The organism is Halovulum sp. GXIMD14793 (assembly GCF_054457435.1).
On record NZ_JBTLNE010000008.1, the window covers coordinates 47,405 to 70,014 of the forward strand.

Sequence of the window (22,610 nt, forward strand, 5' to 3'; positions counted from 1 at the left end):
AAGAGGTGATACGTCTGGTATTTGAGGCACTGCACCTTGATTGCGCAGGCTCGCCAAACGGCTTTCCTCTTGATCTTTGGGGTGGGCGTGCAGGTAACCAAGCTGCTCAGCGTAGAGCTTGAGCAGCCTTAGCCGTTTCCCAGTGACTTCCCGTATTCCGCCGCAAAATCAACAACTTGATTGGCGAATGGGTAGTTTTCCAGTGTGATCTTGCCGTCTTCGTCCTGCCCTGCACGAGGGAAGCTCAGCCCCAAGAACCACAGCACATCATCTCTTTCGGCAGTCAAAGGCACGCCGTCACGATCAACGTTCTCAAAGCCAGCGATGTAAGGCACGGCTGCGCTGACAAGCGTGTTGTGCGCGTCCTCCATAGTCTGCGCCTCAGGCTTGTCGGTCGCCTCAAGCGCGGACAGTGCTTGCTCGCGTATGGCCGCCTGCACCCGTCGAGACGCAGCGCCCAAGATCAGCACGCGGGCCGTCTTGCCGTCACCGTCAACGATCGGCTCGCGTGTTTCAGGGTGCAAAAGGTCGAACGGGCACGCGCGATCTGCGGCGGCCCGCTGGTCAAACTGTGTAAAATCCATGGTTAGGTCCTTTGGTTCGGATTTAGTTCGGGGCGCAGCGACGAACCACTCCGCCGCGCCCCTGCCTCGCTCAGCGAGGGTTCTTACGGGGCCGGAACGACCACCGAGTCATAGTTCTGCCGGAAAGAGGCAGTGAAGCCCCGGAAGGACGAGTCCGTGCCTTCGTTGAACAGATAGTTGTGCATCAGACCGGACATGTATTCGACGGCACCGCCCGGATATGTGATACGGACGCTGACCTCATCCACGAACCCAGGCGCAGCATAGCTCTTGATATTGGTTTGCCCGGTATCGGTAATGATCTCGCGGAACGCCACGGTGCTAACCCGGCCAGCAGATGCGCCTTTAACAGCTTTGGTGATGCCGCTCGTCAGGTCGGGCACATCGATCATGTTGGTTTCCCAACCTGGCACCGGAAGCGTCTGAACACCCCCAGCGTTTTCCCACGTAAGTGCTTCATAGCCCGCCTGATCAAACGTGGCCGGGGCCGCGTTCGCAACAGCGATAGTCGAGGTGATAAATGATCCGCTCATTCTGATTTCTCCTTATCCTGAGCCTCGCGGGTCCACCCCGCCGCCTCCCATTTTGGGACGTCCTTTTTGAGCGGATTGGCGACAGCGCCTTTGCCGTTCACCATCCGCACGGTTTGAGTCTTGCCTTTGGCCATGCTGCCTCCGATTAGTCTGCCCGGTAGTTGATCCTGACCGGCGTGCGCCAATCAGGGCCGTCACGGAACCCCTGCTCGACGTTTGGCGGGTCTGTGATCACCACCTCACCGCCTGAAACCGGCAGCCGAAGACCGCGCGGGAACAGGGTCGCCACTTCCTCTCCGATTGCGATGCCGTCCGTTGCGAACGCATCGGTTGCTGATACTGCCGTAACCTGCACATAGCCGGTGGACACGACGCCCGTGTTGTCGAGCGTTTGATCTCTGCGGCTCACCCTGACAATCTCAAAGGTCAGGTATGGTCTATCGGGAAGGCCATCCAGGTTTTCCCAAACAATCGAATATGGCAGCGCTGCCTCACCGAGGCGTCGTTGAAGAACGTCAGCAATTTCGCTTTCCAACATCAGCTAACCTCCCTCGCTCGCGCCTCTACGAACGTGCTGAACCTTGCGGCATTTTTCATCACGAAGTGGCGGCCCCTGACATTGTAAGAGCGGCCCAGCTTGTCTGTGCCGGTAAAGCCCTTCTCAATCCTGAGCGCATAGGGCTGGGTCCAGGCAAACGTGATCGTGTCACCAATTTCAAAGCCAGCGAGGGCAGTGACATAGCTGTCCGCGCCCTTTGCCCCAAGCGCCCCACCAATCCCCGCAGAGAGCGAGTTAATCAGGGCCGCAGTGTCCACCGGGATTTTGCCCTCTACAAACGATCCGCCGGTGCGTTTAACGCCAGGCTGCGGCGTCTGTGCGGCCTCCACAACGTCCTGGATCGACTGCACGGCCACATAGTTGATCTTCTCTTTCGTCAGCTTGACGAAGCGAGCAATGTCCGCCTCAAACTTGGTAGTCATCGCTTAGGCACAACCCGATAGACGGCGATGCACCGGCAGTTGATCGAGTGCTTTGCGCCTCCTGCCGGATCATGTGGATGTGCCATGCTGACCCCATCAGGAAAGTCGAATGTCTGGCCCTGCTGGATCACTGTTCCGTTCATGGCAACGTGATCCAAACGCGGGTCCTCCGACAGGTTGTGCTGCCACCTCGCGGTCACAGCCTCGATATCATCTCGCTCGGCCATCTGCCGAAAGCTCTCCTCGCGCCCCGCGGCCAAGGCTGTGTGGGTTTCAGTCCGCGAGATAACGCGCCCACGATAAGCCAGCGCCTTGCTCTTGTGCGCTTCCATCACCCGGTCCAGCGTGCGGCCAGTGACCGGCTGCCCTTCTTTGATCGCTTGCAACACTGTCCGGTCATGCCGCCGGTCGCGCTGCTTGAGGCTCAAGTACTCACGCATCAAGGACGGGTCGCCTGACATCAATTTTGCCCGCGCGGCGAGGATGCTATCCGTTTGCGCCGCACTCAGGCCTATGAAGCCTCCGACCCGCCTTGACCCAACGCGCCGACCCACAAGGTCAAGCGCCAACCGGTTTGGCGGAACCGTACCGATACCATCAGAAATGACCGCTCGCGCAGCCTGCACTCCGTCTTCTGTTAGCCCCTGCACAAGCTGGGCTGAATGCTCGGACGCCCAAGCGTCGGCCCGGGGGTGACGTCCGTCAAACCGGAACACGCCCTGCGCCGCCGCTGGCAGCTCCGCCATAATGCCCCCAGCCACATATGCAGTCCGAATGGACTCCGTCATAGAGAACATGGTCGATTGCCGGATGCGCAGAAGTTCAACCGCTCGCTCAACCTGTCCAGCGTCAAGAGCAGCGACCAGCGCTTTATAGTCAACATCTGCGCCCGCGATCTGCATCGCCTCACGAAAGGCGCGGGCAACGTCAGGCGAATATCTTTTGAGCGCCGCCTCAACGAGACGCCGTTGCTCGGCCCGAAATGCCATACATCAGTCCTTGTTGTTCAGGTATCCAAGCGTGAAGGCCAAGGCCATTGCCTCGTCCGAGTACCGGAAAACCGCCGGCGGCAGTTGCGCCAGATACAGCGCATTGGCAAAGTTGCCCATCTGCATTTGATGCAGGACTATGAACGCCTGACTAACGCTCAAGCGCCAGCTCGTAGAGCAATGGCACGCCGCCAGGAGCCAGTGGCTTTACCGCCATGATCCGCGACCACATCGCGTCATTGTTGCTGTCGGCGTTCGACATCGGCACCCCTACGGCCACCCTCTGCCCTTTCTGCGGAACAGGTCCGGTGGCATCAACTGTCAACATGCGGGTTGTCTCGTTGACAAGCTCGCCGTTGGCGTCTCGCACCATGACGTCGAAGTCCACGCCGGTCAATTCAGCGAATGTGATAGTCGCCACACCTGCACCATATGGCGTATCTGGCCCGCCTGTCCGTTGCTCCAACGTGCTGATCAGCGGGCCGTTACCGGTGTCGGCTCCTGCCTCTGCCAAGCCTGCTGCAACCTCAGCCGCTATGTCTGTGCCGTTGCTCATACGGTCATCACCGCTGGCACGCCCCAAGCGGTCAGCGGGGTCAGCAGCGCCTCAATGGCCGGGTCGACCGGCAGGGCTGCGTCACTGGCGTTCCCTTTTGCCTCGATGCGCTGCCACTTGATGCCTTTCACCTCGACCAGCACTTTTTGCTGGGCCGGGGTGTATGTCGCCGCCCAAAACCCCGGAGTGGAAAGCTCCTGGCCTGCCGCGATGTAAGTGGCCTCCTCCACCTCTGGCTCAGTGCCGTCATAGGCACCAGCCAGGCGCAACACATAGCGTGTGCGAATATAGTCCGATGCACGGACAAGAGCCTCGGTCGCCAACTCGTCTGTGGCCGCGGTCGGAGCGTCATTGCCGCGCTCAGCCGCATAGGTCCGCCATGCTGCGATTGTGCCGTACATCGTGAAATCCTCGGTTGTGGCGCGGGGCCATTACAGCCCCGGCCGATTGGTTATTTGACCTTCTTGGCTTCGCTCTTGAGCGCGACCAGCAAGCCGTCTTTGATCCAAGCCTGAACGCCCAGGTTCTTGGTGGCGTCGTCCTTGAGATCAACCTCAGCACCCGGCTTGATTGTTTCGCCGTTAGGCAGAACCAGATCACCCGCGCTGTTGCTGACGAACTTCGCCATTACGCCACACCGGTCAGATAACGCATTGCGCCCGGACGCCGGATATTCACACCCGAGAACCGGAACATGCCGAATGTGTCAATCTGCAGACCACGAGGCTGAGGCGGCAGGAAGCGCAGCGCCATCGGGATGTGCATTTTCAGCACGCTAGGATCACGCTTGTAGAAGACAGCGCGGTCGGTCAGGTGATGGCAGCCTTCAATCATGAGAGGCTGACCAGTGGACAGAGTGTAAACATTCTTCCGCTGTACAAACTCATAGATCGTGGTGTCATTCGTCGCGTTGATCCGGCGTGTCGCGATATCCCCCAAAACGGCGATTGGCAGCAGAATTGTGTTTGCCCGCTCAATACCGCTTGAAGAAGCCCAAATATCAGTGAGCTGCCCATTGATTGCGGCCAAAACATCATCTGCAGACAGGCCCGAGAACGCCCCTGCTGCCGCCGTCGACGTGATGCCAGAGTGGTTTGTCAGACCCTCAACACCGTTAGCACCGACAAACGCGAAATTGTCGAGCATCTGCTCATAAGCATCACGAGCAGCAATAGCCTTCTCACTTGAAAGGCTTCTACCCTGCATTTGCGCCTGACCGATTTCCTCAACAGAGAATGAGTACATGATACCGCCTTGGCGGATCGTCTCCTCATGCTTGTTCCGCAAGATATCCACCATCGGAATATCGTCGCCATTCCCGTTGATCAGTTTCGCTTCGCCCGCACGATCCTGCGAGAAGAAAGTCACGCTGGAGGCAAACGGGTTGGCATCAGTATCGATGGGAATGAATTTCGGGTACAGAAGATCAGGGTAATCCTTCTCGATCACCTTTGTCTCAATGTGAGACGCTTGGGAAACGACGAAGCTGAGCGCCGCCTGTGCGTCAGTAAGAACCGAAGTATTCATGTCTTAGGCCCTCCTCAGCCCAGGTAGACGCGCACGAGATTGCCCGCAGTTGCGGTTGTCTCGAACTTTGCGCCGTCAATTGTCGCAGCCAGTCCAGCGCCGATAACGCCGGTGGCAGCAGTGAACGTGACAGGATCAGCAGGGCCGACATTGGTCGATGCCTCAACCCAGACGGTGCCCTTGCGGATCACACCGGCCATTTCGCCCACGTCATACTGATCAGCATCGCGTGTTTTGTCTGCCAGGGCGATGCCCTCGAAGCCGGTGCCGCCAAGGCGAACCGAACCATCAGCAGCGCCTGCCCCGACCGCAAGGCCGAAAGCTACGGCTGCATCTTCAACCGCCTTGGACGCCACGTCACGGGCAGTCTGGCCTTCCGCCAGCATACCTGCATAGCCGACAGCAGCATTCGTGCTGTAGCCAAGCTGTGTGTCGTTGATAGCCATGGATCAGGCCTCCTTTTGCATTTTGTAGGCGTTGGTCAGCTTCGCATCGCGGGCGGCATAGAGCTCGTCCATCGAGGAAACTTTCTTGCTGCCGCCCAGATCCTTCACGGGATCTGATGCCTTGGCGTCCTTGGCCACAGCCTTGAACATTCCGGCAATCTCGGCTTCCGAAGCATCGGCGACCATTTCATCGCCAAGGGCCTTGGCAACCGCCTGCTTGCGCAGATCCGCATCGGTCAGGCCATCGGGCTTGATGCTGTCATCAATGGTTTTCACCACAGATTCCAGAGCCACACGGTCAGCAACCAGCTTGGTTACCTTGTCCGGGGTGACGGCTTCGTCCTGAGCCTTCTTGAGGTCGGCTTTCAGGGTGCCGATTTCCTCGTCCTTGGCTTCCAGAGCTGCCTTGTGGGCGGTGTCAGCGTCAGCCATTGCCTTGTCTTTGGCGGCAATGGTGGATTGCAGTTTTTCCAGCGCCTGCGCGCCTGCATCGGTCGTCTCGACGGAAAGTCCGTCGATCAAGACCGTGCGAGTTTTCACGGCGTCTACCATGTTCACGTCCTTTCGGTCGGAGGTTATGGGGGAAACGCCCCATCGCGTGGTTCTGTCCGCATCACCGATGCGACATTCTGAGCCAGCGCGCCCGGCAGGCACGATGGCGATATGATTGATCCTGATGTCCCGCTGGATGGCGTTGTAGGCCTCGCCCTCGGGCGATACACCATCACCAAATTCAAGACGGCAGGTGTAACCGGCGGAGAGTTCACGGGTGCCACCTTCGATGGCAGCAATGGCCTCAGCATCCTTGACGATCAAGGGCAGCTTGATCTTGTTGCCGTCCCACTGAGCCTCGGTCGATACCTCGCCCTTGGCTAACTCTTTCCAGTTGTCCGCATCGACCATTTCAGTCGGGTGGCCGAGTGTGACCGGCGCATGGCTGAACGTGCGCATACTGTCCTCTGAGCGCACCTCTGACTCTGGCCGGTACACGGCAACGAAGTCCTGGTCAGGCAGGCCGACCTCATCGCCGGTGTAGACCTGGATCCCGGTGCGAACCGCAAATGCCTCGGACACCAGGAAGCCGTCACTCGTCTTGCGCACCCCGGATAGGAGTGCGCGATCGGTAAAGCGGTGTTCGGTCATTGCTCAACAACTCCCTCAAGCCATTTCTCGTTGATCTCTTCGAATATCTCGGGACCAAGGATGATCTTGCCCCTGTAAGGCCGGATTTCGTTGATATCGGGCGAAGTGTCCGAGTAGCTGATTGTGATGTGTGGCTGATATTCTGGGTGATCCCAAGTTGCGCCGGAGCGCATAATTTCCTCATGCCTCCAAGACAGTGCGGAACTGGCGAAGAGCAACACACGCGCATCCCCAAATCGGTCCATAATCCGCGCGCCCCCAGGGACAACTTCCAAATCCTCCTCCCAAGCAGTGCCAACCTTCATCCAGTCAACCGGTTTGCGGCTGAATGCGATGGTCACATGCAAGTCATCCTCTGCAAGGGTGGTTTCAAAGCCCTGTTCTCTAGCCCAAGCCAAAATGTCTTTCGCGTTGAGGACATTGCGTCTGACATAGAGGGTCCGAGGCGCAGCATCCGCCTGTACCTGCTCCTCACCCTCGTCGGACGGCACCTCTTGCGCCTCGGCTGGATCGAACGGCACAACCGGGTCGTCGTCCTCCTCAACCGGGAATTCCTCGGCGTAGCTTTCCAGACCCGGGAATGCGCCACTCTCGGTCAGTGCATTTACCGATGCCTGGCCAAGAGCCTCAGTCGATACAGCATCCATTCGGTGCAGCTTCTCGGCCGCCGCCATCAGCTTGTCCGCAACGCCTGCCCGTTCTGCCGCAGTCGGCTGCCATAGGGGCCGCCAGTTGAAGAACAGGCCCTCAGGCCGAGCGCCAAGCGCCGACCGGATCAAGCACTCGTCCAGCACGCCCATTGCAGGCTGCATAGAGAGGGTCTGCTCAACCCGCACCCGGTCATAATACAGGCGGATATCGCTCTCGCCCGTTGAGTTCATCCCGGCTGGGCTCATACCGAACAGCAGCGTTGCCGGAACCCCGGAAGCCGCCGATGCCAACTGCATGAAGCGATCCAGCACGTCTGGCAGCCCGCCAAAGGAAGCCGCCTTTTGCTCGTAGTCTTCCTCAGCGTCCAAGATCAGGGACCCGTTGATTCCCTTGGACATCATGGCCAAGGTCAACCGGCTTTGAACAAGCTGCTCGTATTGCTGGCCCCTAGACTCCAAGTTGCTCATGAAGTCGGGGATTTTGACCACATCAACCTTGGCTTCATAGACCAGGCTATTGACGTTTGCTGCCCCTTCATCAACCCGCTTGATGGCATCGAGCATTCCGGTAAGTACCGAACAGCCCCAGCCGTATTGCGTCTGGTTTGCCAGACCTGCCAATGGCGGCACGCCATGGAACAGGACCAACCGGGATGGATGCAATTGCAGCACCCCGCGCTCACCGCTCAGCGTCCAGTACTGTGGCTCGTTATAGAGACGGGAGGAAATGTCCCGCTCAATCTCGCCCGGAGACAGATCATCCCGCGACAGAACCGTCAGATACTTGATGCCGCCGGCCTTGATGCGGTCGGGCGACAGTTCTTTGGTCAGATTGTTTTCACCGGTGCCAATCAGGATCGCAGCGCCGCCATAGAGACGTGCCTGACGCCGAGCTTCCTTGATCTTCCCTTGCAGGTCCAGCCGCTTTTCCTCGGCCTCGATCTTTGAGATATCCACCGCCTCAGCCTGCCACTCGCGCCACTCCCGGCACGAGTCCTCAGCAGGCAGGTCAACAGCGCGCCGAACCAGAGACGACGACAGATAGGCGGCCAGGTACTCTGCCCGGTTTTCTATCGGCATCACATATTGCGCTGAGGCAGCCTTGTCCCGCCCGGTGGCGAGGTTAGCCACCAGGTTGCGCAGCCCGTCTGTAAGGTAACTCATAGCGCTCCTGTCAGCGTGTAGGTGCTCGTTGCTATTGGCCAATAGGCCATGACAATTGCGTCAGCGATGTTCGGTGAGCGCGTGCCGTTAGGGCGCTTGTCCACCTTGAGCTTCATGGTTCGCGCAGACCTGCTGGCAGTAGGCTGCCCCAGTTCCTTTTCGATCTGCCGCAACTTCGGCAGACTTGATGGCAGGCTGATCAGCTCATCAGGCCGGTAGACCGCGCCCTCAGTGACCGCCTTGTGTGTCCGCTCAAACCTAAGCCGCAACTCCCACCAAGCTTGTGCCTTGAGGTTGTTGTAGTAGTCACGGTTCGTAGGGCTATTCCTGTCCTCTCGCCCGAACTCATCTGTCAGAATGTGCCGGTCGGGGAATTGCACGCCCGCCCCGGCTGACCATGGGTGCAGAACGATACCTTTCGGCAAATCCCCCGCTTCCCGCAGCCTGTTTGCCTCTGCCTTGACCCCCGCGCCGATCCCGACGCTGTCGTATTGAAGCTCAACGTGCCCCAAGCTGCTCAGAGCAGCCAAAGAACGCCGTGTGGTCTTACCGGTGTCACCCTCGCCCCAATCCTCAGCAGACAAGAGAACCGGCCCGTGGCGCGTTGCGAGGGCGTTCTTGTCCCCACCTTCGTCCGCCACGTCCAAACCGGCAATCTTCGGCCCGCTGGCCTCGAACCCGAGACTCACATGCGCGTCTATCGCCGACTTGATCCAAGCGTTTGGGATAATTACCCCATCCACAGCCGATGCGTAATCTCGGTCGACCTCTTGGGCGAACACATGCAGCAGCCCATCATCTTCGGCGCGCTTCCGACGCGCATCATACCATTCCTGCGTCTTTCCAGGGTGGTCTCGCCAATCCATGACAAACACATTCGTTGTGCCCGGGATCGCATCACCACCGCCCCAATCCTCGCCAGCCTCTCGCCTGCGATGAAAGACGTTACCGACTCCATTGACCGAGCTTATGTCGATCTGGACCCGTGTATTGTCAGCAAGAGCGGCTTCTATTTTCTCCGGCCGCTCATAATGCGCGCTCTCATCCTTAAAGTAGATCAGCTTACGACCGCCGCGCCCGATGTTGTCGCCTGCCTCACCAGTAATCGTTGCACCCGTCTCCGGGTTGACGATCCGCATGTAAGCCATGTGATCCTGATCGCTGAACCCCGCAGGCCAGAACTCATGCGGCAAGCCCCTAATGAGCATCCGCATCTTTTCAAAGATGCTGTCCGGGTCGCCGATCTTATCGACCAACTGTTCTTTGCGTGAACCCCAGCCGACAGAAGCCCCCGGCCAAAACCGCCAAAGCCAGACCGAGAATGCGCAGGCGACCCAGGTTGCGCCCATATCGCGGCACTTTTCGATTAGCCCGTTTTCCTCCCCTCGGATCATCGACAGAAGAAACTCGACCAGATCACCTTGCCGCTGAAACAGGATGAACGGCATCTTTGCCGGTGTCTTCTTCCCTGCATTCCGAGGGTCGTATGTGTCCAGCCAATGATTGATGAACTCAACCGGCTTAGAGCGATAGTATTCTACCGCGCCGAGGACTAGCTCCTGATTGGCCCGCATCGCCAGCAACTGCTTCTGACGCCACTGCCAAACAGAAACATAGTCTGGCGGCCAGCTATCCTTCTTTGCTGTTGAGGGTGGCAACATAAGCCTCTGCCGCCTCCTGAGGGGTCATAGTCGCACTTACTGTTCGGACGGGCGGCAAGTCTTCTGCACCGCCAATGGCAATCTTGTCGCCGTACACCTTGGGCCTGAGCTTGCCAGCCATCCACTTTCTGGTGTCGATCTGCAACCGAGCCTTCGGCACATCCTCAGGGCCATTCACTTCATCTGCCAAGTTCAGACATTCATCAAAAATCGCATCTGCCTGACCTTCCCGAGCGCGCACGTATTGGTCAACAAGACTGCCATTTCCATCAGCCTTAAGCCACTTGAACACTGCCGTCTTGCTGGGCATGTCCTTACCCTGGCAGATGCTTCGCAAGCTTTCACCATTCGCAATCCGGTCACAGATCTTATCAAATAGCGCCTGGCTGAACTTAGGCATTCGATCCACCTTCTGGCATTCCGGCCAACACCGCGCTAATCTCCCGGCCATTATCAAAGGAGTTATCCATGCGCGTTATTGCCACCCTTGCATTTCTGTTCGCCACCCCGGTGATGGGGCAGCATATTTGCTCAAAGTTTGAAGACGACACCGAGCGGTTGAAGTGTTTTGATGCGGCGTTTCCTGACACGGCGAAAACGCCCGCAAGCGAACCCCAGTGGCAGGTCAATTCTCAAACCAGTAAAATGACAGACCAGACAAACGTTTTTCTGTCAGTGACATCAACAGAGTCGATCCGCTGTGGCCACAGCTATAAGCGGTCCCGGCCACGACTTTTCCTCCGGTGCTTTGAGAACAGCACGGCAGTTCTTCTCAGCACACAATGCCACGTAACCTCGGGCCATGGGGGTTATGGGAGTGTTGCATACAGAGTAGGCAGCGAAACCCCGAAAACCCGAAGCTTTGAAGCCGACACATCCAATCGCTCTCTAGGGCTTTGGGACCCCACTACCGCCATTGCTTTCATTAGTGAGCTAAAGAAGGCTGACGAACTGATTATGCGGTTTACGCCCTACAACCAGCCCCCTAAGGAAGTTGTCTTCAACACAACAGGACTGGAAACAGCATTGACGCCCTTGCGAGAAGCCTGCGGCTGGTAACCCCTAATGCACCGCCACCGGCAAATAACCCTCCCGCAGATCGCGGGCCATGTCCTCTAGCTCCCGGGCGATTGCCTCGGCGGTTTCCTCGTCCATTGCGGATATGTCCATTACGCCGTGGAGGAACTCGCCCTCCTCCTCGATTGTGATCTTGGCGATGGTGGTCATGCTTTCCCCATAGAAAAACCGCCGCGCCGGTTAGGGCGGGCGGTTGGTGAACCCCACTCGGAAAGCAACCCAAGAACGAACCCCCTGCAGGGTGATTAGACCTGCGAGGCATGGGCTGCTATCGGAATGCGGCGTCTACCAGAGACCCTGTTTGATTGCTCTTACAACCGATGAATGAACATCGAATTCTATTGCGATAATGTTGGGGTGGCGAACATCCTGCTCTATCGCGCGAACGTCTTCTTCGCATATCTCAGGCCTGTAAAGGGGTGATGTTCGATGAAGAACCCGGTCGCGGGCGTTCCGCTCATGGTCACCCCATCTTAGATGCTGTGGGTTCACACAAGAAAAGTGTCCATTCCCACACAAGTGGCGGGCCACAATCCCGCCATCGACCGGGCGGCCGTGGGCCATTATGCATGCTGCCCTAGCAGCGTCCATGCTCTGACAATTGTACACAACAGATGCTCTTTGACCAGGCACAGCATTAGGGAAGAAAACACATTCCAGCCTATTGCCATTCATCGCTTGCCGCAAAAACTGAATAGGATCAACTTTTTGCAGGGGCCTCACTTTCTTTCGATTTGGCCGAATGTCGCGCCTTTGTGCGGCCCATGCCTTCTCATCATGCTCGCACTCGAAAAATGGAGCGCTATCAGGGCCTTTATACCATTGCTGCGTTCGACTTGAGACCCACTCTCTGATGCCATTTTCTTTGAGCCAACCAGAAGCAGTTTCTGACTTACTCTCCAAAGGCACAGACCAATCCAACGCAACAAACTGGCACCATTAGATACCTCAACACATCTCAAAACATAGCTTCGCAATCAGCGAAAAACGGGAATGCTCTTGCTCCGTTGATCGCGCGGCTTTTGTCGATGCGTCTGCCGCCACCAACCCCTATTTGGGGAGAATGACCTGAGGCGCGCAAGACCTCAGGGTTTCTGTTATGTTCCTAACCTGCTTTCGCCAGATTTGCAAGCGAAACCGTCATCTCCGTATCGGTTCCCATGAATGGCCCGATCACTTTGGCAGCCTGGCCACTGATCTGCTGAACATCCACGACAAAACCGGCCAGTGGCCCAGACATGACCTCAGCCTTGTCGCCTACCGTGAACTCGCAACGCGATTGCATGAACGCCTCCTGAGGCTCAGCCCCGAAGTGCCCCGCCTGCTCCCGCTCAACAATCCGACCAAGGAACCGCCTACCGCGGACATTGAGGGCGCACGGGGAGCCGCTGCCACCGGCAACACCAGTGATGACTCCAAGTTGCCGGATCGCAAACCAGTTCACCCGTGCAGAGGGGAACCGGACAAACAACCAGCCGCGCATCAAGGGGCGTTGCGTCAGGCGCTTACGCCGAGCGGTCTTGTTGGGGTAGCGCCACTTGGTTTCAAGCGGACATACCACGACGAGGCCATTGCCTTCGCGCCGGGGCAACAACCGGGCTTGCGGGATGTAGATCTTATCCAGGCCGTCCTTTGTCTTGCCCTTCATCTCAATCGGCCGGAGCGCGCCAGTTAACAGGCACTGCGCCGTGGCTTCCTTTTGCGGCACCGTTCTGAGAGCGTACCAGACCCCCTCATCCGGCCTATCATTCCAGTTCTCGTGTTTACCCATCTGCTCTTGCCCTACTGTTTTTGCGTTTGTCGGGTACACCCAGAAAGCCACGGAGAGCGCCTCTCAGGGGCTTTGTGTTCTTTTGGCTACCCCAGCACCAAAACAACCCCAACAAGCCCTCAGCGGGGCGCTCTGCGGCTCTCAGGCGCATTCCGCCACCTCCTGATAAACCGAGAAATTGCCACGCTTACCCACGATCCGAATACGCCCGTTGACCCGCATGATCGCAATCAGGTGCTGTGCGCGCTCCTGGGTTAAGCCTGCGGCCTCTCGCAGGTCAGTGCTTGTGAATGGCTCGCCACCGAAATGCGCCAGCGCTTCTATCTGGCGCTGTGCGGGCTGGTCCTTGGGTGTGGCTGGCATTCCGGGGCGATGGCCCTCGCGGCGGGCGAGGTCGCGCATGGCGGCGCCGTAGGCTTGCTCCGGGTCCTCAAAATTTGCCGTCATAACGTTCACTCTAAAACTCCTTACTGTGGTGGACTGTGAATGTGGTTGACTGGACTGGGGTGGCCCGCTCCTCCACCACACACACTCCCCACACCCCACAGGAGAACTGTGGTGGTGGGGTGAGGAGAGTGTGTAAATCGGGACTGTGGTGAACTGTGGATTTCTGTGGAACAACTGTGGTAACTGTGGAAATCATGCTCATGATCCACCGCCTTCCAGAGGGTCATTTGAGCCACAAACGATCACTTCGACATCGCGTCCAGCGCGCGAGTTGTAGGCGTCGACAACCCTCAAAACATCTGTTTCCACCCACTTTGAAACGATGGATTTCACACGGGCCTTGTCAGGCTCTTTGGTGATGTTCATGCCAAGCACATTTGCGACGATATTTCCGACCCATGCAGATGCTCGAATGTCAGCACGGGGCGGATTTGACATGGTGTCAATTTCATCGCGGACGCGGGCGGCATCACGAGCTGAAATACCATCGAAGGCATCAGGCCATTGCCATGGCACAATTACACCAACGCTTTCCCCATTGGGTGCGATGATAGACTTCTTTTCGTACCAGCGCGCATAATCGCTAGACGGCGGTGCAAGGTTTCCTTCGATGTCTCCGACTTGGAAGTATGCCCGGTGGTCATTTAGCCCCGCCTTAACTGCCTCTGCCTCTGACATCGGAACCAGCAGCCTGTTAAAGCGCGCAGTGCCCCTGAGAGCGCTGCCGCCACGCATATCGTCAATGCTGGCCTTGACTCCTGGCTGCATCTTTCTCGTGTGGTGGATGAGGCCAATAGCAAGCTGGCAGCGAGATGCCATGCGGCGTAGGCGGCCACCCAATATACGCATAACTTCATTGGTTTCCGGGCTACGTGATAGATCTTGCAGCGGGTCCAGGATCATGCAGTCAATGCCATGCTCTATGCACTGCTGTTCCATAGTCTTGAACTGGGCCTCATTGATCTGGCCCTCTGCACCGGAAATTATGTAGAAACCGCCCTCATCAACACCGGAGTTGACTGACAACTGCCCGACCAGTTCAGATTGGGGGATATTGTATTGGGCTAATATCGCCGCAATCCGGTTTTTGATTGTGTGGATGTCATCCTCAGCATTGTAGTAGTAGACGCGCTGTGGGGCCTGCTGCTTGCCTGTCAGGATGCCCCGCCCTGTGGCTATATCCACGGCTTCCACAAGGCCTAACAGCGACTTTCCGACCTTTGGAGGCGCAGCGGTTACAGACGTATAACCTTTGGCATAAAAACTGTTGTAAACGTAATCAACACGGGGGATTAGCGCAAAGTCTTCATCTTGCCAAAAGTCAATGTTGAAGACTGCCTGAGGCGTATCAGAGGTTGTCGATCGCATGGACTTGATCAGGCTGCCAAGGTCCTCGTCTGCAGCGTCTGCAGCGTCCCACTTTTCGGGCTTACCATGTGGGATAGAAAGAATGCCTACAGACAACGCCCCTTCGGCTTCCAGGTGAGATTTCAGGCGCTCGGCATAGCCGTGTCCAGGTTCGTCGTTGTCGGGCCAGATCCAGACCATACGCCCTTTCAGGGGCGACCAGTCAGTCTTTTCGAAAGGGGCGTTCGACCCGGCGATTGCAGTTGTTGCATTGATGTTTTGGGCGATCAACGCATCGGCTGCTTTCTCGCCCTCTACAACTATGATTTCTGGCGCTGTCGAGACATTGACCAGATTGTATAGCGGGCGGAACTCAGGGTGCTTGAATTTGCGTGTTGCAACATCCCATGGCCGGAAAGCTTTGGCAATTTTGCCATCCCTCTCCCACTCATATCGTTCAACCTCGACAAGAAGATTGCCGTTTGCGTCAGTGTATTTGTAGGTTGCTGTCGGGATACCCCATTGAGCGCCTCCTGTGGGCTGCTTGCGGGTCGGCTTGCGCCGCGGCACTTTCGACGTCGCACCGGAATACTCTCCGGCATCTTTGATGGTTTCACGAAAACTGCTTGACCCACGGGCGGCAGCCCAGAGATCAAATATGTCTCCGCCCTCACCGGTCGCGAAATCATGCCAGAGGCCGGCTTTTTGGCCGCTCAGCTCGACTGAAAGGCTCTCACCGGCAGAGCCGGAGGTGTCGCCTATGTAGAAGCGCAGGCCCTTTGGATCTGCAAATCCATTTGGGTAGAGGTGGCCCAGAACACTTTCCAGTTGGCCGAGAAGCGATGCGCGCACTTCATCTCGGTCGTATTGTGGCTGCTCTTCTTCAACGGGTGCGCTGGCCCCCTGTCTCGGTGCAGAATTGAAATCCAGTATCATTGCCAGCAAGTCCCCTTATAGGGGCAAAACCGGCAAACGAAGGCGTCGCTGCTATCTGCTGCTCGGGGTAGGGTTTCGCCATGGTCAGTTGCTGAAATGATCTGCGCCGCTTTGTCGATGGCCGATTGTGCGAGATTTTGGTTAAACGGCACGAGCTGGCACTCGATTTCCATGGTGTCAGAATTTGTCGCTACCAGTAGAGCTGGGTTTTCTGCCAACTGCATGTAGGCCTGATATACGGCAATTTGAGTGGCGTAATGCGGATATGCTTTTGCAACGCCATGCCTTGAAAGCTGCCCCCAGCCCTTGGCCCCGAGCATCTTGTGTTCCCACAATGCAGGATACTGAAAGTCGTTAGGGCCATCGACAATTACACCATCAATATGCCCTTTGAACCGCCCGTCGCAGTCGTCAAAACCAAACTGCGCCCCATTCTTTTCGGTACGCAAATCAAACCCGGCTTCGCGCATCCATTTCGCCATCCAGTCTTCGGCTTGATGCCCACGATAGAAGATGCGCTTGGTGCGACCGCTGAACCCGGCACCTTCATCAACTTCCGTGCCGATGAAGTTGTATTGAATACGCCTAGGGCATTTCTCCCCAATCAGCGAAGCGCCTAAATAGCTTCGCGGCGTCTCCTGCCGGTCCTCCATCGATTGATCGATGATTTCAGAAAATCGGTCGCCCTTTTGGTTTCGGCTGTTGAAATCAAGCATCAAAGCGGAATCTCCTGATCAAAAGCATCACTTGTCTGTCGGCGCAGCGAGGATTGCACTCCCTCCTGAGCCGCCCGGATTAGCCCGCAGATTTCGTCTTTGGAGAATTCATTGAAGGCATCGATCTTGTTGATGCTCGATAGGTATTCAGCCACTGGCTGCCGAGCATCCAGAATGGCTTGTATCTTTTCCTGTTTAGTTGGAAGCCTCATTTCTGCCTCTTTACTTTTAAAGCAACCGCACGCTGTGTGAGGGTTTGATGGCAAGCCCATCCAAGGGCTTGCCCCGAGGTTCATCCCGCAAGAAGAGCAGTGAAATTCAGTTCGTGATGGATTTCTTTGTTTCCACATTTCGCCAGCTTTGACCTTTCACAAATCCAGCCCCTGATTGCGGCGCTTGCCAGGACGGCCAGGTCTTCCTTGTTCAAGCTGCCGAGCGGGCGGGTGTGGTCCCAATCGTTCAGCACGTGCTTGATCATGGTCTCGACGGCGTGGTCCAGCGACTGGGCATCTGCCTCATCGAGTGGGTTGGGGCCGTGCTCTCGCGGCCCTTTGCCCCCCTTCATGATGCCCATGCAGGCGTGCTTGATGCCTGCTGACTGAGGGTGCTTGCGGCAGCGCTTGGTGTCGCTGTGCTTCCTGCCCCACTCATCGCGTCTCGGTAATCCTTATGCGTGCAAGGCACGACATTCTGGATCACATTCTTGGGTGCCGGATATTGTGGGTCATCGCTTTCTTGAACATTGATGATCGCGACAAATTCCAACCCATCCAGATCAGACAAGCCATTAATGCGCCGCGCCTGCATGGCTTGTTCGCTGGTATCTGTCGGGGCAATGCCACGAGCGCTTTCCAGTGCCGCACGGATAAAGGTGCGACCCATTTGCGCCCACTTATCGCCTTTAGGGCTGTGTAGGCCGATCAGCGACCAGACTTTACGCTTGTTGTATTTTCCGCCCATGACTGTGAATTCACAATCCAAGTAGCAAGATCCGGTACGGTCATTGCGCGTGACAAGATCACCGGTCCAGCCGTTGTTTGGGTCGTTGTGACCACCTGGCTTGATCTTCATATAGACCTTGGCAATCGTCCGATCTGGTATGACGTCGCCACCAGTTTGCTCTTCTGCGTCACTAAAATCGTTCCATGCTGACATGATATGCTCCTTTTCAGCTTTCTGGGTTTACGAGTTCTTCGACTTTCAGGACCACGGTTTTGCCGTGGACCTCAAAGCGGGATAAGTCGCCAAGCTCTTCCTCAGCGGCTTTTCTGTCGAAGCGGTTGGTCTTCCGCTTGGCTAACAATGCGATGGCAAACTCACCCACGGCGGGACAAAGACCGGCCTTGATGTCGCTCTTGATTTCTTTTTCGCGGGTTTCGAGCTCAGCCTTTTTCTGCTTTATCCAAAGCAGCTCATCAGCAGGCATCATGTTTGAGGCGTTCATTCTGCGGCCTCCGGGAAGGAGGTCTCAATTTGATCGATGCGAGGCCCTTGCTTGATCTTTGCAAACAGCTTTCCAAGGTGCGGCTCTTCCATTTGAGCCAACCGCCCAGAGCGATCTTTTGCCGGGTACCCCCATGCGTTTGGAGATGTGCAAATCAAAGCGCGGAACTTGTCACCTTCATCAGATTTGACTTCTTGGTAGGTGATCACCTGATCAACGATGCCGGGCATCTCTCGACCGACCTTAGAGCCCTCGATTTGCGGAACCCAATTCAGCCGACCGTAATCGTCTTCCTTGGCATCAAGGATGCCGACAAAGACAATCGTCTTGTTCCGGGTATGCTGTAGCTGCGAAAGCCAAGCCATCATTTCCCGGCCATGGAGACCGTAGGCCCCACGGGTGTCTGGTTTCCCGGTCTTTTCTGACCGGGCCTCAGGCTGACCTTGCGCCCACTGAAAGCAGAGGCGTCCCGCCACGGTGATTGAGTCGATGAAGATTGTTTCGTACTTGTCGAAGTCTTCTGCCACCCCGTCTGCGTTGACGTGGTTGAAGTGCGCTTCACTGTAAGCTTGATCTTCGCGCAGGGCCGGGTTGGGCCCGCCGATAAGCGCAGCTAGGTTGCGGCAGTCTTCCCAGGTGCGCGGACGGATTGCGTCACCTTGCCACCCTTCAACAGCCAGATCCCCTGCCTCAAGATCAAAGAACAATGTCGAGTCCTCTGGCAGGGTTTTTAGTAAAGTGGTTTTCCCGATCCCGGAGGGGCCGAATATGGCGGCCTTGATGCCCCCACGTTCAGCCATCCGCTCGGACGCCTTGATGATTTTCATTGCGATTTGCTCCTTTCGCATTCTCCGTTTCCAGCAATTCGGGTTGAGACGGGGCCGCTGGCGGCGGAGCAGGCCGTTGGCATCATTGAGGCCAAGCCCCGTCTCTTAACTGTTTCGAAGCCGTTCATTGGCGATCTCCGAGCCGCGCGATCTCCTGATTGATGTAGAACCGTGCCTTTTTAAGGTCTTCAACAGAGTCTCCCTTTAGGCCTGCGCGCCAAATGTATTTGACCGCGTTTCCAAGGCAGAAATTCATATGCTCCGTGATTTGGATGCACTCGACGCCTGAAGGATGGCTCTTGTAGTGCGGAGGCGAGTTAATCATGTCGCTCATGCTGCAGCTCTCACTTCAACAACGGTTTTCGCTTCATCCCCCCAAAGCTTCCTGACCCGGGCGGAATAGACCTGCGCGTCATCGACAAACGCCACGCCGTTAAGCCCGTCAGAGATCGCCTTGAGGATGTTGTCACCGTCAGGCCGCTGAATGTGCGGCTGGCCGAGATGCGCTGCGGCTTTCTTCTTTGACCACGATTTTGGGGGCCTAAAGTAAGCCGTCACCTCAAGCGTGACCGGGCAATCAAATGGCTCAGGCAGTTTCAGCCGCCCTAGCTGAGCAACCATCTTTTCAAACGCCACCGTCTCGCTGGGCGTGTATGTTCTGCCGCGGGCGAAGCGTGGGCGCTGCTTGGGGAATGGCTTTCCTGGGATGACAAAGCAGATTGTTGCAGCTTTCATACCGCCCCCTCAATCCGCCACACTCTCGCAGTGGCCGCGCCTGGTGCCGTCATTCCCTGTCCAAATATGACTCGTGCCGATGCAGCAGGCAGGGAAGCATGACGGCGTGTCGCCTCAGCGAGCGGCGTGAAAGGAGGTGCTGCATCGAAACTCATTTTGGTCGCACGCCATGCTGGTCAGGTGGGTTGTCCGCCATCCAATTTCGCACGCGATCAATGGTATCTGGCCAGCATCGTTTGCCTTCGTTCAAGCGTTTGTAGAAGTGCCCGCCCTGCCCTACCAATCGACCAAAAGTTGAGTGGCTTACACCGGCAGTCGCGCACCATTTGTCAATTTCAACTAGTAACTGATGTGTCATACAAACAGTCTATATGAGAAGTTTCTCACATCGTCAATGTGAAACTTCGCACTTTATGGGGTGAGAAGTTTCACATAGGGATAACCCATGAATAAATCTGAAAAAGACAACTCGTTTGATCTGCTGGTGCGAACCAATTTTGTGATGTTTCGTCAGCAAAGCGGCATGAACGCCGCAGAGCTTTCTATAAAGGCAGGCTTAAACAGGCGAGCAGTGCAGGACTATGAAGAGGGAAGTTCTCAAAGCCCGAAACTGTCGACGATTTACAAACTCACAAATGCCCTTGGCATCTCAATTGATGAATTGATAGCTGGGCGTCGGCGAACCGAACTCAATCACGAGCTTCAACAATGGCTTGAAAGTCTCTCACAAGCTCAGGCTGAAGGATTGATGAATCTGGTCCCGGCAACATCTCACATCCATGATACTGACGAAACAGATTGATAAGCGTAATAACCTGTCTGTCAGACAGGTCCGAGATAGATTTCTGAGGCATTTCTTCCACCAAGTTTGAATTTCTCTCACGTTGTTAGTGAGTTGGCCCTGGCGGCGGCTCAGCAATCATCTTGAGGGAATAGGGGCTACCCCGGCGGCCCTTGCGCGGGCGAATCTTGCCAGCAGGCGATTCGATCAGGTGAATCGCAGGCTTAACAATCGGTTGTAGTGTTTCGTTAATCAAAACCGGCTCCACGCTAATGATGGAACATAGCATGAACAGAGTGAGCAGTGAAGCATTCACCCCGACTTGCATGTGAAACCTCTTGCGCCAATCAGTTCCATGGCACCTCCAGCATCGCACCTATGTAGGGGGTCACTTGACTTGACACGATTCACTACATGACTCATAAAAGATTCAATGCATCCCGGCAGACTTGATCTGTCGCCAGCCGTGGGTATGGAAATACTCACGGCATTTGCATTTTATGGGGCAATTGATTGACGCGTGTTTTTTGCTACATCGACGGTTTTAACGTCTACCACGCCATTGATGATGCTGATCGTGGTGTGCGTGGCGCACTTTCGCACCTCAAGTGGTTGAACCTATTTTCCCTGATGAGGGAATTCACGGACCCAACCATACACACCATAGAGGCGGTAAAGTTTTTTACTGCCTACCCCACATGGAACCAGGATAAAACAACTCGCCATAAGAATTATACCAGTGCGCTCAAGCATGTCGGCGTGACCATAGTTGAAGGGCAGTTCAAGCCCAAAACGTGCTTCTGCAAAAACTGCCGAACGACATACAAGGCAAGGGAGGAAAAGGAGTCCGACGTCAATATTGCCATGCACCTTATCAATGATGCTCATCTGGATCGGTTTGACCAAGCGTTCTTAGTGACTAATGATTCCGATCTGCTTGGCCCTGTCCGCCTACTTAGAAACACGTTTGAAGACAAAGCGATTAAGATAATCGCGCCACCCTTCCGAAGACACAGTAAAGAGCTTTGGGCAGCAGCAGACAAAAGGGGCCAAATTTCCGAAGATCATCTGTCACGGAACTTGCTGCCTGAGAACGCGATAGATGCCGATGGCAACGTGATCTTTCAAAGACCCGCTGAATATACCCTTTAACGAAGCTGCCGAAAATATTGTCCCTCAAAGCCCTACTCCACAGGCTCGCAGGGGAAGGCTTCCTGCATCGCCGTAAGTATCAGAATGCCGTAGTCCTTGTGTCGATCCTCAGGGTAGTCCTTGAGAAACTTCACCATTACGTCAGTGATCTGCCCTTGTGTTGCGTTAGTCGGGACACATACGTCAAAGGCTGTCTCGGCCTCTCTATAGGATCCGGTGAAGTCCCCGCCGCTGGACAGCATTTTTTCGATCGCTCTGTCTGTGATTAACCCCTGCAACAAACTGGTTGTTCTACCCAGACAATATCCATCAGCATAGCTGGCGCGCTCCGCAGTGCATGCGGTGAACATATAATTCCCACTCTGGATATCTTCTTCGGCTAAAGACTGCCCCGGCATCAAGCAAGCCGTCACCAGCCCTAACGCTTTAAACCACATCCCAATCCCTCCCTAAAATCCCCCACACCCCAGCACAGATTCGCCTTTCGGGCAAAGGGTTTGACAGTCAGGCGCTGCGGTTCGTGCGAAACTTCTCACTTTTTTCTTGACGGTGAGAAACTTCTCACATACATTCATCCTCAACGAACCAGAGGATGTGAAATGACTGAGACGAAAGAACGCAAGATCACATGGGACGCTGAGCGCAAGTGGGTCTCTGATGAGGACGGAAATCGCAACTCGGTGCGCCGTTGGGGGTCTGAGGCGGCAGCGGAGAGGGCTCTGCTTTCTAATTCGGGCTGCTCGGACTGCTCGGACTGCTCGGACTGCTCGGGCTGCTCGGGCTGCTCGGGCTGCTCGTACTGCTCGGACTGCTCGGGCTGCTCGTACTGCTCGGACTGCTCGGACTGCTCGGACTGCTCGGACTGCTCGGACTGCTCGGACTGCTCGGGCTGCTCGGGCTGCTCGGACTGCTCGGGCTGCTCGGGTGATGAGGGTAAGGTGGTTGTTGTACCGAAAATCGAAAACATTCACCAGCGCATTTATGAGGCTGCTGCTGGGGAAGGCGCTCTAGAAATGGGCGATTGGCACACGTGCGGAACCACTCACTGCCGCGCAGGATGGGCTGTCCATTTGGCTGGTGCTGAGGGATATGAGTTGGAGAGCCGGTTCAATACACCTCTTGCGGCGCAGATGATCTACCGGG

Annotated in this window: 34 protein-coding genes; 3 read left to right on the forward strand and 31 right to left on the reverse strand. The window is 56.3% G+C overall.

The genetic code is table 11. The features are described 5' to 3' along the window. Positions 1 to 128: 128 nt before the first annotated feature. From ACW9UQ_RS03235 to ACW9UQ_RS03310, 16 genes are all read right to left on the reverse strand, one after another. The gene (locus ACW9UQ_RS03235; RefSeq protein WP_458929559.1) at positions 129 to 584 is read right to left on the reverse strand and encodes a hypothetical protein; all 456 of its coding nucleotides are present in this window, start codon (positions 582 to 584) and stop codon (positions 129 to 131) included. Positions 585 to 667: 83 nt separating this feature from the next. Then, complete coding sequence (locus tag ACW9UQ_RS03240) at positions 668 to 1,117, reverse strand: hypothetical protein (protein WP_458929560.1); 450 nt, start codon at positions 1,115 to 1,117, stop codon at positions 668 to 670. Then, positions 1,114 to 1,251, reverse strand: coding sequence for a hypothetical protein (locus ACW9UQ_RS03245; RefSeq protein WP_458929561.1), 138 nt, complete (start codon positions 1,249 to 1,251; stop codon positions 1,114 to 1,116). Before ACW9UQ_RS03245 ends, ACW9UQ_RS03240 begins: the two co-directional genes overlap by 4 nt. 11 nt (positions 1,252 to 1,262) lie before the next feature. Further along, entirely contained in the window at positions 1,263 to 1,655 is a 393-nt protein-coding gene (locus tag ACW9UQ_RS03250; protein WP_458929562.1) for a phage tail terminator-like protein, read from the reverse strand. Next, positions 1,655 to 2,098, reverse strand: a complete 444-nt coding sequence (locus tag ACW9UQ_RS03255) for a hypothetical protein (protein ID WP_458929563.1) — start codon at positions 2,096 to 2,098, stop codon at positions 1,655 to 1,657. Before ACW9UQ_RS03255 ends, ACW9UQ_RS03250 begins: the two co-directional genes overlap by 1 nt. Next, on the reverse strand, positions 2,095 to 3,087 hold the full coding sequence (locus ACW9UQ_RS03260) for a phage minor head protein (protein ID WP_458929564.1): 993 nt from the start codon (positions 3,085 to 3,087) through the stop codon (positions 2,095 to 2,097). Before ACW9UQ_RS03260 ends, ACW9UQ_RS03255 begins: the two co-directional genes overlap by 4 nt. 3 nt (positions 3,088 to 3,090) lie before the next feature. Continuing rightward, positions 3,091 to 3,249 carry a hypothetical protein gene (locus tag ACW9UQ_RS03265; RefSeq protein WP_458929565.1) on the reverse strand — a complete coding sequence of 53 codons (159 nt, stop codon included), beginning with the start codon at positions 3,247 to 3,249 and terminating at the stop codon, positions 3,091 to 3,093. Then, the gene (locus ACW9UQ_RS03270; RefSeq protein ID WP_458929566.1) at positions 3,239 to 3,643 is read right to left on the reverse strand and encodes a hypothetical protein; all 405 of its coding nucleotides are present in this window, start codon (positions 3,641 to 3,643) and stop codon (positions 3,239 to 3,241) included. Before ACW9UQ_RS03270 ends, ACW9UQ_RS03265 begins: the two co-directional genes overlap by 11 nt. Beyond that, complete coding sequence (locus ACW9UQ_RS03275; protein WP_458929567.1) at positions 3,640 to 4,044, reverse strand: hypothetical protein; 405 nt, start codon at positions 4,042 to 4,044, stop codon at positions 3,640 to 3,642. The genes ACW9UQ_RS03270 and ACW9UQ_RS03275 overlap by 4 nt, the downstream gene beginning before the upstream one ends. A 50-nt stretch (positions 4,045 to 4,094) precedes the next feature. Continuing rightward, complete coding sequence (locus ACW9UQ_RS03280; protein WP_458929568.1) at positions 4,095 to 4,271, reverse strand: hypothetical protein; 177 nt, start codon at positions 4,269 to 4,271, stop codon at positions 4,095 to 4,097. Further along, positions 4,271 to 5,170, reverse strand: a complete 900-nt coding sequence (locus ACW9UQ_RS03285; protein ID WP_458929569.1) for a DUF2184 domain-containing protein — start codon at positions 5,168 to 5,170, stop codon at positions 4,271 to 4,273. Before ACW9UQ_RS03285 ends, ACW9UQ_RS03280 begins: the two co-directional genes overlap by 1 nt. A gap of 14 nt (positions 5,171 to 5,184) precedes the next feature. Continuing rightward, positions 5,185 to 5,616, reverse strand: a complete 432-nt coding sequence (locus ACW9UQ_RS03290; protein WP_458929570.1) for a structural cement protein Gp24 — start codon at positions 5,614 to 5,616, stop codon at positions 5,185 to 5,187. Positions 5,617 to 5,619: 3 nt separating this feature from the next. Further along, complete coding sequence (locus ACW9UQ_RS03295; RefSeq protein WP_458929571.1) at positions 5,620 to 6,759, reverse strand: DUF2213 domain-containing protein; 1,140 nt, start codon at positions 6,757 to 6,759, stop codon at positions 5,620 to 5,622. Further along, entirely contained in the window at positions 6,756 to 8,573 is a 1,818-nt protein-coding gene (locus ACW9UQ_RS03300; protein WP_458929572.1) for an anti-CBASS protein Acb1 family protein, read from the reverse strand. The genes ACW9UQ_RS03295 and ACW9UQ_RS03300 overlap by 4 nt, the downstream gene beginning before the upstream one ends. After that, positions 8,570 to 10,231 carry a hypothetical protein gene (locus ACW9UQ_RS03305; protein WP_458929573.1) on the reverse strand — a complete coding sequence of 554 codons (1,662 nt, stop codon included), beginning with the start codon at positions 10,229 to 10,231 and terminating at the stop codon, positions 8,570 to 8,572. Before ACW9UQ_RS03305 ends, ACW9UQ_RS03300 begins: the two co-directional genes overlap by 4 nt. Next, positions 10,203 to 10,634, reverse strand: a complete 432-nt coding sequence (locus tag ACW9UQ_RS03310) for a terminase small subunit-like protein (protein WP_458929574.1) — start codon at positions 10,632 to 10,634, stop codon at positions 10,203 to 10,205. The genes ACW9UQ_RS03305 and ACW9UQ_RS03310 overlap by 29 nt, the downstream gene beginning before the upstream one ends. Before the next feature lie 68 nt (positions 10,635 to 10,702). On the opposite strand from ACW9UQ_RS03310, the gene ACW9UQ_RS03315 reads away from it, so the two are divergent. Beyond that, the gene (locus ACW9UQ_RS03315; RefSeq protein WP_458929575.1) at positions 10,703 to 11,293 is read left to right on the forward strand and encodes a type VI secretion system-associated protein TagO; all 591 of its coding nucleotides are present in this window, start codon (positions 10,703 to 10,705) and stop codon (positions 11,291 to 11,293) included. Positions 11,294 to 11,296: 3 nt separating this feature from the next. Here the strand turns inward: ACW9UQ_RS03315 and ACW9UQ_RS03320 are convergent, their stop codons facing one another. From ACW9UQ_RS03320 to ACW9UQ_RS03375, 12 genes are all read right to left on the reverse strand, one after another. Beyond that, a complete protein-coding gene (locus ACW9UQ_RS03320; RefSeq protein ID WP_458929576.1) occupies positions 11,297 to 11,461 on the reverse strand; it encodes a hypothetical protein in 165 nt (54 codons plus the stop codon). Positions 11,462 to 12,416: 955 nt separating this feature from the next. Next, positions 12,417 to 13,082: a transcription termination/antitermination protein NusG gene (nusG, locus tag ACW9UQ_RS03325; protein ID WP_458929577.1), complete on the reverse strand. Its 666-nt coding sequence runs from the start codon at positions 13,080 to 13,082 to the stop codon at positions 12,417 to 12,419. Positions 13,083 to 13,223: 141 nt separating this feature from the next. Then, a complete protein-coding gene (locus tag ACW9UQ_RS03330) occupies positions 13,224 to 13,529 on the reverse strand; it encodes a hypothetical protein (RefSeq protein WP_458929578.1) in 306 nt (101 codons plus the stop codon). A 198-nt stretch (positions 13,530 to 13,727) separates the two neighbouring features. Further along, positions 13,728 to 15,812: an AAA family ATPase gene (locus ACW9UQ_RS03335; protein WP_458929579.1), complete on the reverse strand. Its 2,085-nt coding sequence runs from the start codon at positions 15,810 to 15,812 to the stop codon at positions 13,728 to 13,730. Beyond that, positions 15,809 to 16,528 (reverse strand): hypothetical protein, encoded by a 720-nt coding sequence (locus ACW9UQ_RS03340; protein WP_458929580.1) that lies wholly within the window; start codon positions 16,526 to 16,528, stop codon positions 15,809 to 15,811. The genes ACW9UQ_RS03335 and ACW9UQ_RS03340 overlap by 4 nt, the downstream gene beginning before the upstream one ends. Next, positions 16,528 to 16,740: a DUF6511 domain-containing protein gene (locus tag ACW9UQ_RS03345; protein ID WP_458929581.1), complete on the reverse strand. Its 213-nt coding sequence runs from the start codon at positions 16,738 to 16,740 to the stop codon at positions 16,528 to 16,530. Before ACW9UQ_RS03345 ends, ACW9UQ_RS03340 begins: the two co-directional genes overlap by 1 nt. Positions 16,741 to 16,820: 80 nt before the next feature. Further along, the gene (locus ACW9UQ_RS03350; protein WP_458929582.1) at positions 16,821 to 17,102 is read right to left on the reverse strand and encodes a hypothetical protein; all 282 of its coding nucleotides are present in this window, start codon (positions 17,100 to 17,102) and stop codon (positions 16,821 to 16,823) included. After that, complete coding sequence (locus ACW9UQ_RS03355) at positions 17,090 to 17,683, reverse strand: hypothetical protein (RefSeq protein ID WP_458929583.1); 594 nt, start codon at positions 17,681 to 17,683, stop codon at positions 17,090 to 17,092. The genes ACW9UQ_RS03350 and ACW9UQ_RS03355 overlap by 13 nt, the downstream gene beginning before the upstream one ends. Positions 17,684 to 17,696: 13 nt before the next feature. Continuing rightward, positions 17,697 to 17,972 (reverse strand): hypothetical protein, encoded by a 276-nt coding sequence (locus ACW9UQ_RS03360; protein ID WP_458929584.1) that lies wholly within the window; start codon positions 17,970 to 17,972, stop codon positions 17,697 to 17,699. Then, positions 17,969 to 18,799 carry an ATP-binding protein gene (locus tag ACW9UQ_RS03365; RefSeq protein ID WP_458929585.1) on the reverse strand — a complete coding sequence of 277 codons (831 nt, stop codon included), beginning with the start codon at positions 18,797 to 18,799 and terminating at the stop codon, positions 17,969 to 17,971. The genes ACW9UQ_RS03360 and ACW9UQ_RS03365 overlap by 4 nt, the downstream gene beginning before the upstream one ends. Before the next feature lie 124 nt (positions 18,800 to 18,923). After that, a complete protein-coding gene (locus ACW9UQ_RS03370; RefSeq protein ID WP_458929586.1) occupies positions 18,924 to 19,133 on the reverse strand; it encodes a DUF3310 domain-containing protein in 210 nt (69 codons plus the stop codon). Beyond that, positions 19,130 to 19,534, reverse strand: a complete 405-nt coding sequence (locus tag ACW9UQ_RS03375) for a RusA family crossover junction endodeoxyribonuclease (RefSeq protein WP_458929587.1) — start codon at positions 19,532 to 19,534, stop codon at positions 19,130 to 19,132. Before ACW9UQ_RS03375 ends, ACW9UQ_RS03370 begins: the two co-directional genes overlap by 4 nt. Positions 19,535 to 19,979: 445 nt before the next feature. Here ACW9UQ_RS03375 and ACW9UQ_RS03380 point away from each other — a divergent pair, with 445 nt between their 5' ends. Further along, positions 19,980 to 20,336, forward strand: a complete 357-nt coding sequence (locus ACW9UQ_RS03380) for a helix-turn-helix domain-containing protein (RefSeq protein ID WP_458929588.1) — start codon at positions 19,980 to 19,982, stop codon at positions 20,334 to 20,336. An 85-nt stretch (positions 20,337 to 20,421) separates the two neighbouring features. Here ACW9UQ_RS03380 and ACW9UQ_RS03385 read toward each other — a convergent pair whose 3' ends face one another. Continuing rightward, entirely contained in the window at positions 20,422 to 20,643 is a 222-nt protein-coding gene (locus ACW9UQ_RS03385) for a hypothetical protein (protein ID WP_458929589.1), read from the reverse strand. 185 nt (positions 20,644 to 20,828) lie between these two features. Between ACW9UQ_RS03385 and ACW9UQ_RS03390 the strand changes: the two genes are divergently transcribed. After that, positions 20,829 to 21,467 carry an NYN domain-containing protein gene (locus tag ACW9UQ_RS03390; protein ID WP_458929590.1) on the forward strand — a complete coding sequence of 213 codons (639 nt, stop codon included), beginning with the start codon at positions 20,829 to 20,831 and terminating at the stop codon, positions 21,465 to 21,467. A gap of 32 nt (positions 21,468 to 21,499) precedes the next feature. Here ACW9UQ_RS03390 and ACW9UQ_RS03395 read toward each other — a convergent pair whose 3' ends face one another. Together ACW9UQ_RS03395 and ACW9UQ_RS03400 are read right to left on the reverse strand one after the other, a co-directional pair. Continuing rightward, complete coding sequence (locus ACW9UQ_RS03395) at positions 21,500 to 21,904, reverse strand: Rap1a/Tai family immunity protein (protein WP_458929591.1); 405 nt, start codon at positions 21,902 to 21,904, stop codon at positions 21,500 to 21,502. Between the two features lie 140 nt (positions 21,905 to 22,044). Further along, the gene (locus ACW9UQ_RS03400) at positions 22,045 to 22,434 is read right to left on the reverse strand and encodes a hypothetical protein (RefSeq protein WP_458929592.1); all 390 of its coding nucleotides are present in this window, start codon (positions 22,432 to 22,434) and stop codon (positions 22,045 to 22,047) included. Positions 22,435 to 22,610: the final 176 nt, after the last annotated feature.

Bases quoted from the DNA above. Each gene is read 5' to 3' on its own strand.
- ACW9UQ_RS03235 (WP_458929559.1), bottom strand. From the start codon at position 584: ATGGATTTTACACAGTTTGACCAGCGGGCCGCCGCAGATCGCGCGTGC.
- ACW9UQ_RS03240 (WP_458929560.1), bottom strand. From the start codon at position 1,117: ATGAGCGGATCATTTATCACCTCGACTATCGCTGTTGCGAACGCGGCC.
- ACW9UQ_RS03245 (WP_458929561.1), bottom strand. From the start codon at position 1,251: ATGGCCAAAGGCAAGACTCAAACCGTGCGGATGGTGAACGGCAAAGGC.
- ACW9UQ_RS03250 (WP_458929562.1), bottom strand. From the start codon at position 1,655: ATGTTGGAAAGCGAAATTGCTGACGTTCTTCAACGACGCCTCGGTGAG.
- ACW9UQ_RS03255 (WP_458929563.1), bottom strand. From the start codon at position 2,098: ATGACTACCAAGTTTGAGGCGGACATTGCTCGCTTCGTCAAGCTGACG.
- ACW9UQ_RS03260 (WP_458929564.1), bottom strand. From the start codon at position 3,087: ATGGCATTTCGGGCCGAGCAACGGCGTCTCGTTGAGGCGGCGCTCAAA.
- ACW9UQ_RS03270 (WP_458929566.1), bottom strand. From the start codon at position 3,643: ATGAGCAACGGCACAGACATAGCGGCTGAGGTTGCAGCAGGCTTGGCA.
- ACW9UQ_RS03275 (WP_458929567.1), bottom strand. From the start codon at position 4,044: ATGTACGGCACAATCGCAGCATGGCGGACCTATGCGGCTGAGCGCGGC.
- ACW9UQ_RS03280 (WP_458929568.1), bottom strand. From the start codon at position 4,271: ATGGCGAAGTTCGTCAGCAACAGCGCGGGTGATCTGGTTCTGCCTAAC.
- ACW9UQ_RS03285 (WP_458929569.1), bottom strand. From the start codon at position 5,170: ATGAATACTTCGGTTCTTACTGACGCACAGGCGGCGCTCAGCTTCGTC.
- ACW9UQ_RS03290 (WP_458929570.1), bottom strand. From the start codon at position 5,616: ATGGCTATCAACGACACACAGCTTGGCTACAGCACGAATGCTGCTGTC.
- ACW9UQ_RS03295 (WP_458929571.1), bottom strand. From the start codon at position 6,759: ATGACCGAACACCGCTTTACCGATCGCGCACTCCTATCCGGGGTGCGC.
- ACW9UQ_RS03300 (WP_458929572.1), bottom strand. From the start codon at position 8,573: ATGAGTTACCTTACAGACGGGCTGCGCAACCTGGTGGCTAACCTCGCC.
- ACW9UQ_RS03310 (WP_458929574.1), bottom strand. From the start codon at position 10,634: ATGCCTAAGTTCAGCCAGGCGCTATTTGATAAGATCTGTGACCGGATT.
- ACW9UQ_RS03315 (WP_458929575.1), top strand. From the start codon at position 10,703: ATGCGCGTTATTGCCACCCTTGCATTTCTGTTCGCCACCCCGGTGATG.
- ACW9UQ_RS03320 (WP_458929576.1), bottom strand. From the start codon at position 11,461: ATGACCACCATCGCCAAGATCACAATCGAGGAGGAGGGCGAGTTCCTC.
- nusG (WP_458929577.1), bottom strand. From the start codon at position 13,082: ATGGGTAAACACGAGAACTGGAATGATAGGCCGGATGAGGGGGTCTGG.
- ACW9UQ_RS03330 (WP_458929578.1), bottom strand. From the start codon at position 13,529: ATGACGGCAAATTTTGAGGACCCGGAGCAAGCCTACGGCGCCGCCATG.
- ACW9UQ_RS03335 (WP_458929579.1), bottom strand. From the start codon at position 15,812: ATGATACTGGATTTCAATTCTGCACCGAGACAGGGGGCCAGCGCACCC.
- ACW9UQ_RS03340 (WP_458929580.1), bottom strand. From the start codon at position 16,528: ATGCTTGATTTCAACAGCCGAAACCAAAAGGGCGACCGATTTTCTGAA.
- ACW9UQ_RS03345 (WP_458929581.1), bottom strand. From the start codon at position 16,740: ATGAGGCTTCCAACTAAACAGGAAAAGATACAAGCCATTCTGGATGCT.
- ACW9UQ_RS03350 (WP_458929582.1), bottom strand. From the start codon at position 17,102: ATGGGCATCATGAAGGGGGGCAAAGGGCCGCGAGAGCACGGCCCCAAC.
- ACW9UQ_RS03355 (WP_458929583.1), bottom strand. From the start codon at position 17,683: ATGTCAGCATGGAACGATTTTAGTGACGCAGAAGAGCAAACTGGTGGC.
- ACW9UQ_RS03360 (WP_458929584.1), bottom strand. From the start codon at position 17,972: ATGAACGCCTCAAACATGATGCCTGCTGATGAGCTGCTTTGGATAAAG.
- ACW9UQ_RS03365 (WP_458929585.1), bottom strand. From the start codon at position 18,799: ATGAAAATCATCAAGGCGTCCGAGCGGATGGCTGAACGTGGGGGCATC.
- ACW9UQ_RS03370 (WP_458929586.1), bottom strand. From the start codon at position 19,133: ATGAGCGACATGATTAACTCGCCTCCGCACTACAAGAGCCATCCTTCA.
- ACW9UQ_RS03375 (WP_458929587.1), bottom strand. From the start codon at position 19,534: ATGAAAGCTGCAACAATCTGCTTTGTCATCCCAGGAAAGCCATTCCCC.
- ACW9UQ_RS03380 (WP_458929588.1), top strand. From the start codon at position 19,980: ATGAATAAATCTGAAAAAGACAACTCGTTTGATCTGCTGGTGCGAACC.
- ACW9UQ_RS03385 (WP_458929589.1), bottom strand. From the start codon at position 20,643: ATGCAAGTCGGGGTGAATGCTTCACTGCTCACTCTGTTCATGCTATGT.
- ACW9UQ_RS03395 (WP_458929591.1), bottom strand. From the start codon at position 21,904: ATGTGGTTTAAAGCGTTAGGGCTGGTGACGGCTTGCTTGATGCCGGGG.
- ACW9UQ_RS03400 (WP_458929592.1), bottom strand. From the start codon at position 22,434: ATGTTTTCGATTTTCGGTACAACAACCACCTTACCCTCATCACCCGAG.